The 7,185-nt window shown below is 70.9% G+C and carries 7 protein-coding genes; 4 read left to right on the top strand and 3 right to left on the bottom strand.

Annotation, left to right across the window (positions count from 1 at the left end; genetic code table 11):
- Positions 1–1,221, bottom strand: a 1,221-nt coding sequence (locus LW587_RS23320) for a peptidoglycan-binding protein LysM (protein WP_232631970.1), incomplete at its 3' end; no start/stop codon positions are given.
- Positions 1,222–1,401: 180 nt separating this feature from the next.
- Here LW587_RS23320 and LW587_RS23325 point away from each other — a divergent pair.
- Positions 1,402–2,004 carry a TIGR00730 family Rossman fold protein gene (locus LW587_RS23325; protein ID WP_232631971.1) on the top strand — a complete coding sequence of 201 codons (603 nt, stop codon included), beginning with the start codon at positions 1,402–1,404 and terminating at the stop codon, positions 2,002–2,004.
- A 20-nt stretch (positions 2,005–2,024) separates the two neighbouring features.
- Positions 2,025–2,810, top strand: a complete 786-nt coding sequence (locus LW587_RS23330; RefSeq protein ID WP_232631972.1) for a class I SAM-dependent methyltransferase — start codon at positions 2,025–2,027, stop codon at positions 2,808–2,810.
- A 53-nt stretch (positions 2,811–2,863) separates the two neighbouring features.
- On the opposite strand, the gene cysS is transcribed toward LW587_RS23330, so the two are convergent.
- Positions 2,864–4,252, bottom strand: coding sequence for a cysteine--tRNA ligase (gene cysS / locus LW587_RS23335; protein WP_232631973.1), 1,389 nt, complete (start codon positions 4,250–4,252; stop codon positions 2,864–2,866).
- 326 nt (positions 4,253–4,578) lie between these two features.
- On the opposite strand from cysS, the gene LW587_RS23340 reads away from it, so the two are divergent.
- On the top strand, positions 4,579–4,911 hold the full coding sequence (locus tag LW587_RS23340) for a hypothetical protein (RefSeq protein ID WP_232631974.1): 333 nt from the start codon (positions 4,579–4,581) through the stop codon (positions 4,909–4,911).
- 62 nt (positions 4,912–4,973) lie between these two features.
- On the opposite strand, the gene LW587_RS23345 is transcribed toward LW587_RS23340, so the two are convergent.
- Positions 4,974–5,504, bottom strand: a complete 531-nt coding sequence (locus tag LW587_RS23345) for a CreA family protein (RefSeq protein ID WP_232631975.1) — start codon at positions 5,502–5,504, stop codon at positions 4,974–4,976.
- Between the two features lie 153 nt (positions 5,505–5,657).
- On the opposite strand from LW587_RS23345, the gene LW587_RS23350 reads away from it, so the two are divergent.
- Complete coding sequence (locus LW587_RS23350) at positions 5,658–6,650, top strand: DUF2865 domain-containing protein (protein WP_232631976.1); 993 nt, start codon at positions 5,658–5,660, stop codon at positions 6,648–6,650.
- Positions 6,651–7,185: the final 535 nt, after the last annotated feature.

A 7,185-nucleotide genomic window follows, 5' to 3' on the forward strand; every position in this document is an offset into this window, starting at 1 on the left:
CACCGGAGACCCGGCGGCTGCCGGCGGAGCCGTGCCGCTCCTTGAAGGAGCCGCGGCGCTTGTGGGCGGAGCCGCGGCGCTTGCCAGCGGGGCCGCAGCCGGGGCCTTCGCCACCGCTTCGCCGGCCGGCTTTCCGGCCCCGGGGATGGCCACGGCCGGCTTGCCCGCCGAGGCGAGGTTCTCCGGATAGGCGAAGGCCACCTCGGCGCGACGCTTGACCTTGCCGCCGGCCGGATCGACTGCGTCGAGCCGGATCTGATAGGCGCCGGCCCGCACGCCGCGGCCGATGGTGAAGGCGATCCGCCCATCCGGGCCGGTGCGCCCGGAGGCGACCATCGTGTCGTTGAGATAGAGCCGGAGCGTGCTGTCCGGGCTTGCCTGCCCGGTCACGTCGAGGCGCCCGCCCTCCTGCGCGTCGACGCTGACGATCCGCACCGGCAGCGTGTCCCGGGCCGTCGCGCCACCCTTCGGCGCGGCCTCCGGCCGAGCCGCCGCCTCACGTTGCGGAGGCGGGGCGCTCGGGGCCGCCTTGTCCTTCGCCGCGTCCGGCGCCGCCCCGTCGGGACTCTTCGCCATTGCGGCGACGGGCGCCTTGCCGGGAGACGCCTCCGGGGCGTCGGGCTGCGACAGCACCCGGGTCGGCGCGTCGGGGGCCGAGAGCGCGATCAGCGGCCGGGCGTCGCGCTTCTCGGCGACCACGACGGTGACGCTCTCGCGTCCGCGCAGGGGCTTGCCGTCGGGTCCGGAGGCGCTCAGAGCGATCTCGCTCGATCCGGGCGGCAGGTCCGGCGGCGTCACGGCGAACTGGCCGGCGGCGTCCGCCACCGTGGTGGCGATGGGGAGGCCGTCGCGCAGCAGCTCGACCCGGGCGTTCGGCGCCGCCCTTCCGGCGATGACGCTCGCCCCGTCCTTTTCGACCCGCACGATGTCGAAGGTCGGGGCGCCGCCCGCGTCCACCGGCTCCGGCCGGACGGGTATGGGGGCTGCGCTTTCCCCTTGCGGCGGCGTCGTGAGAGCGGCAAGAGGAGTGCCCGAGGGCGCCTCGCCCCCCGCCTGCGGCTTCCCTGTGGGATCAGCCCCCGCCGGGGCGTCGGCCGAGGGGTTGACCGCCGCGTTGCGCTTGAGGAGTTCTCCCGTCCCGAACAGCGCCACGACCATGGCGAAGCCGCCGAGCAGGCCCGCGACCGCGAGCACAATGCCTCGCCGTACCTCAGCCGTCATGGTCTTCGACTCCTCCGGTCGGCCCGTCGCGGCTTGCCCGCGCGTTGTCGCCAACCCGTCCCATTCCCGTGACATCTTACCGAACATGAGAAGAACGCCAAAGCTCGAACGCGCGGCCACCGCGAATTCCCGTGCGAACTCAGCACTTTTGCCCGCGGACGGTGCCGGCGAGGCCCGGCGATGACCGCGCTCACCTCGGTCTGCGTCTATTGCGGCTCGGGCTTCGGCGGGGACCCGGCCTTCGCCGAGGCCGCCCGCGACCTCGGGACCGCGCTCGGGCGGGAGGGCGTGAATCTCGTCTATGGCGGCGGCAATGTCGGCCTGATGGGCATGGTCGCGGGGGCGGCCCTGGAGGCGGGCGGCCACGTCACCGGCATCATCCCGGACTTCCTGAAATCCCGCGAGCGGATGCTCGACGCCATCCAGGAGACCATCGTGGTCTCCGACATGCACACCCGCAAGAAGCTCATGTTCGACCGCGCCGACGCCTTCGTGGCGCTGCCCGGCGGCATCGGCACCCTGGAGGAGCTGGTGGAGCAGCTTACCTGGGCGCAGCTCGGCCAGCACCGCAAGCCGATCCTGCTCCTGTCGGTGAACGGCTTCTGGGATCCGCTCATCACCCTGATCGAGCACATGCGCGGCCACGGCTTCATCCGCGACGGGCTCGAGCTGAGCTACCTCGTGGGCGACGATCCGCACGCCGCCCTCGAGCTCCTGCGCGGCGCCCTCGCGGCGGCCCCGCCCGCGCCGAACGCCGACGCGCTGATCGCCAAGCGCTTCTGAGCGCCGTACGGACCGACGCGATGAACGCCTCCGAACCCCTCATCGCCGGCCCTCACCAGGGGCTGGCCTACACGGAGCTTCTCGCCCGGCTCTCCCGGGCCGCGGCGGTGCAGCGCTATCTCGAGGTCGGCGTGGCGCAGGGCGAGGTCTTCGGGCGCATCGCCTGCCGCCACGCGGTCGGCGTCGATCCGGAATTCACCCTCAAGACCAACGTCGCTGCCAACAAGGCCAAGGTGTCGCTCTTTCAGGTGATGAGCGACACCTTCTTCGAGCATCTGAACCTGCGCCGCGACATCGGCGGCCGCATCGATCTCGCCTTCCTCGACGGGATGCACCTGTTCGAGTTTCTGCTGCGCGACTTCATGAACACGGAGGCGATCTGCCGGCGGGATTCGATCATCGCCATGCACGATTGCCTCCCGCTCGCAGAGCCGATGGTCGAGCGCGATCCGATGCGGGCGGAGGAGCGCAGCCTCGGCACGCCGCATCAGGGCTGGTGGACCGGCGATGTCTGGAAGGTCGTCGCGATCCTGACGAAGTACCGCCCCGACCTCGATGTCATGCTGGTCGACGCCGCCCCGACCGGCCTCGTGATCGTGACCGGGCTCGATCCCGCCTCGCCGGTGTTGAAGCGCCGCTATCCGGCGATCGTCGAGGAATTCTCCGCGATCCCCAACGACCGAGCCGGCATCGGCAGGATGTATGCCGAGCACAGGATCACCCCCGCGGAGGAGGCGCTGCGTCGCCTGAGTGGGCGCTCCTACACCCACGGGCGGGCCGGCGTGCTGAAGCGGCTCCTCGGCTGAGGCGCTTTTTCCACGCGCCGTCCGGCGCCAAGGCCGGACAGGAGGCGTCCGCCTCAGCCCGCGACCGTCCAGGTGGTGGTGCCGTCCTTGTTGTCCTTCACGCTGACCCCGAGCGCGGCGAGGTCGGCGCGGACGCGATCGGAGGTCGGCCAGTCCTTGGCCGCCCGGGCGGCCTTGCGCTCGGCGAGCAGCGCCTCGACCCGGGCCACGTCGACGCCGCTGGCATCGACCCGCGCGGCCTCGCGCTGGGTCCGGGTCTGGCCGAGGAAGCCCATCAGCCCGGCGCCAGCCTTCAGCGCCGGGGCGCTGGTGCCGGCCAGCCGGTGCAGCTCGCCGATCGCGGCGGGCGTGTTGAGATCGTCGCACAACGCCTCGACCACGCCGACCGGCGCCTCCGCGTCGGGCGCGGCCTCGCCCGCCGCCTCGTACCACCGGTCCAGCATCCGGCCCGATTCCTCCAGGCCGCGCAGGGTCCAGTCGATCGGCTGGCGATAATGCGTCTTGAGCATGTTGAGGCGCACGATCTCGCCGGGCCAGTCGGCGAGCACCTGGCCGATGGTGATAAAGTTGCCGAGCGACTTCGACATCTTCTCCCCCTCGACCTGCAGGAAGCCGTTGTGGAGCCAGACATGGGCCATCACCGACGTGCCGAAGCAGCAGCGCGATTGGGCGACCTCGTTCTCGTGGTGGGGGAAGATCAGGTCGATGCCGCCCGCATGGATGTCGAAGGTCTCGCCGAGATGCTTCCACGACATCGCCGAGCACTCGATGTGCCAGCCGGGGCGCCCGGGCTCGGAGAGGCCGCAGGGCGACGGCCAGGACGGTTCACCCGCCTTCGAGGGCTTCCACAGCACGAAATCGAGGGGGGAGCGCTTGTAGGGCGCGACCTCGACCCGGGCGCCGGCCTCCATTTCGTCGAGCGGGCGCTTCGAGAGCGCGCCGTACTCCGGCATGGAGGGCACGTCGAACAGGACGTGGCCTTCCGCGACATAGGCGTGGCCGGCCGCGACCAGCCCCTCGATGAGCCGATGCATCTCGTCGATATGGTCGGTCGCGCGGGGCTCGATGAAGCGAGGACGTCCGCCCGCCCCGTTCACATCCTCGGCCATCAGCACGCCGAGGCGGCGGATGTCGGCGTGGAACTGCGCCAGCGTGCCGTCGGTCAGCGCCCGGATGGTGATGCCGCGCTCGCGGGCGCGGGCATTGATCTTGTCGTCCACGTCCGTGACGTTGCGGGCATAGGTGACGTGCGCCTCCCCGTAGAGGTGGCGCAGAAGCCGGAACAGCAGATCGAAGACGATGATCGGCCGGGCATTGCCGATATGGGCGGCGTCGTAGACCGTCGGCCCGCAGGCATACATCCGCACATGGGTCGGATCGATCGGCGTGAAGGTCGCCTTCTCGCGGGTCAGCGTGTTGTAGAGCCGCAACATCGGATGCATCGACGGATCTCGCCGGGCGATCCCGGCCTCCTCGGCGGCGGCGGGCCGCCCCTCTCGGTTTCTCGTTGCGGCACAGCGCCTTCCGGCGCTCCCGGGCGGTTCGCCGGAGCCGCCTGCCCCATTTCCGCCGGAGCCGCGTCGGTGCGCTGTTGCCCCCGTGCGACGGCCCCTGGCCCGGCCTTCAGCTACTCCAGAACCGTGATGAATTCGAGAACGGCAATGCCCGTGGCCGCGCTCACCCGAGCGTGACCGGAGGCGCAAGGATTTGTTTACCGGGCCGTTCGAACACTCCGCAACCGACCGAATCCGTTAACGAGGTCTCCACCATGCGCGTACCGGCCGTCGCCCTCTTCGCCCTCGTCCTGGCTGCGACCGCTCACCCGGTCTGCGCCGCCGACGGCCCGGCCCCCGCCCGCTCGCATGTCGAGAAGACCTTCCTGATCCCGGCTGAGGAAGGCTACGGCGTCGGCGAGTGTCTCAGCGGCGGCCCGAGCGAGTGCGGCCAGGTGGTGGCCAACGCGTGGTGCGAGGCGCAAGGCTATGCGAGCGCCACCACCTACGGCGTCGCCGCCCAGGACGAGTATACCGGCGCCATCGTGGGCGCCCCCATCCCGGCGCCGACCACGGCGCGTCCCCTGCGCGTCACCTGCCAGGACTGACCCTCTTTCCGGTTCGCCCCCCGGAGGCCGAACGCCGCCTCCGGCGAAAGCGTGCGGCGCCCCTATTTCAGGAAGTCTCCGCATTTCGGCGGCGGCTCGGTGCCCCAGGGGGCGAGCGGCACGCTCGAGGTGGAGTTCTTGGGCGAGCCCTGAACCACCTTGTCCGAATAGACCATATAGATCAGCGTGTTGCGCTTGGCGTCGCAGCCGCGCACGATCTGCATCGACTTGAAGATCAGCGAGCGGCGCTCGCTGAACACCACTTCGCCTTGCGAGACCTTACCCTTGAACTGGACCGGACCGGTCTGGCGGCAGGCGAGCGAAATGTCGGAGACATCTTCGGCGAGCCCCAACGTGCCCTTGATGCCGCCCTTCTCGGGCTGGGTGTACCAGCAGGCCACGCCCGACACGACCGGATCGTCGATGCCGTAGACCACGAGCTTGTCGTTGGGCGTGAGGGGGCGCCACACGGTTGACTTGTCGAAGATCCGGTCCGGATCGTCCGCTGCCACAGCGGCGGCCGGGAGAAGCGCGGCGGCCAGGCAGACCGCCGCGATCCCACCGGAACCAATGGTGCCCTTGAGCCACATCATCGACGCAATCCCCGCAAAGCTTGACCGAGGAGACATGGTGTCTCTGTCCCCCGACGGCGAGGGGGCTTAACATGCGTGCGGCTCCGGAGCGCATCCTCGCTCCGGCCCGGACGCTCCCCCCGTCCCTTTGCCAGAGATCCCAGCATCCGCCCCATGCCGCTGATCGGTCCGCAGCTTCGCCGCGCCTTCGCTCTCGCCGCCGCCGCGGCGGCGCTCGCCCTCGCGGCCGTCACACCGGCCGCGGCCGGGGACGTGTGGGCGTGCCAGCGCTACAAGACGGAGCTGGCCAATCTCAACGCCAGCGCCTCGACGGCGTCCGCTCTGCAGAGCGAGGTGGCGCGGCTCGAATCCTACTATCGCAGCCTCAATTGCGAGGGCGGCAAGTTCCTGTTCTTCGACACGCGCCCCCCGCAATGCGGCGCGGTCGAGGCCCGTATCCGCTCGCTGAACGCCACCTATGGCGGGGGCGACGGCGCCGTCGTCGCCGCCCGTCGCCGACAGCTGGTCGCCGCGGTGTCGAGCGCCTGTTCGGGCGTCCTCCCGGAGCCGGGGCAGGAAGCGCGGGCCGGCGGCGCCATGACCGCACGGGGCGGCCCACAGGTGATCTGCGTCAAATCCTGCGACGGCTCCTACTTCCCCATGCCGAACCTGCCCGACGGGCGGGGCGGCGCCGACGAGATGTGCCAGGCGCTCTGCCCCGGCACCGAGGCGCTGGCCTATTCGATGCCGCACGGTGACGATGCGCTCAAATACGCCGCGACCCTCAAGGGCAGCCGCGCCTACACGGCGACGCCGACCGCCTTCAGGTTCCGCACGAACTTCACCCCGAACTGCTCCTGCAAGAAGGAAGGCCAGAGCTGGGCGCAGTCCCTCGCCAAGGCCGAGAGCATGCTGGTGCGGCACAAGGGGGACATCTTCGTCACGCCGATGACGGCGGAGCGGCTGTCGCGGGCGCCGAAGGTCCGCCTGACCCTGGTCGGCCGGGCCGACCGCACCGCGGCGACCCTCGCTGCGGACGCGGCCCAGCGCGAGGGCGCGCCCGCCCCGGACGCCGTGGAATCCACCGACCGCACCGGCTCGACCGGCGAGGTCCGCGCCCCCATCCGCGTCATCGTCCCCGGTTTCGTTCCCGCCCCCACGCCCTGATCAACGCCACGCCCTCGATCGTGAGGCCAAAGCCAGATCCCGGTTCGACGGGGGCGGGCCCGGCAGCAGAGGCCTTCGCGCGAAACGGAGACTCTCGAAAAACGCCGAGGTGGCATCAGCGGGTCATGGATCGTCCCGGAGCCGATCTCGTCGACGCGGCTCAGGTGACGGCGCGACGGATCTAGTCGCTCGAGCGGGAATACCGGCCCGATCTCCCGATTTGACGTCTCGATTCGGGGAACCATATCGGCCCGACACTGTTCGGAACCGCCGATCGCGTTTCACGAGGCTGTCTCCATATGCGGATCACCCGCTCGCTGCTCCTGGCCGGTACCATCCTTCCGGCCCTGATTCTGTCCGACCTGTCCTACGCCCGGTCCCTGGGTGAAACCTCCGGTGGGCGGATCGAACTCGCGCAGCGGGGCGATCCCGATGAACCCCGGGGCGGCGGACGTGGCGGACCGGGTGGTCCCGGCGGCGCCGAGCGCGGACCGCCCGGAGGCGGAGGTGGCGAGCGCGGCGGCGCTCCCGGTCG

The sequence above is a fragment of the Methylobacterium sp. Leaf118 genome (genome assembly GCF_920984675.1).
GTDB lineage: Bacteria > Pseudomonadota > Alphaproteobacteria > Rhizobiales > Beijerinckiaceae > Methylobacterium.

What these genes read in the sequence shown, in the direction of transcription:
- LW587_RS23325 (WP_232631971.1), top strand. Translation starts at nt 1,402, where the DNA reads ATGACCGCGCTCACCTCGGTCTGCGTCTATTGCGGCTCGGGCTTCGGC.
- cysS (WP_232631973.1), bottom strand. Translation starts at nt 4,252, where the DNA reads ATGCATCCGATGTTGCGGCTCTACAACACGCTGACCCGCGAGAAGGCG.
- LW587_RS23350 (WP_232631976.1), top strand. Translation starts at nt 5,658, where the DNA reads ATGCCGCTGATCGGTCCGCAGCTTCGCCGCGCCTTCGCTCTCGCCGCC.
- LW587_RS23340 (WP_232631974.1), top strand. Translation starts at nt 4,579, where the DNA reads ATGCGCGTACCGGCCGTCGCCCTCTTCGCCCTCGTCCTGGCTGCGACC.
- LW587_RS23345 (WP_232631975.1), bottom strand. Translation starts at nt 5,504, where the DNA reads ATGATGTGGCTCAAGGGCACCATTGGTTCCGGTGGGATCGCGGCGGTC.
- LW587_RS23330 (WP_232631972.1), top strand. Translation starts at nt 2,025, where the DNA reads ATGAACGCCTCCGAACCCCTCATCGCCGGCCCTCACCAGGGGCTGGCC.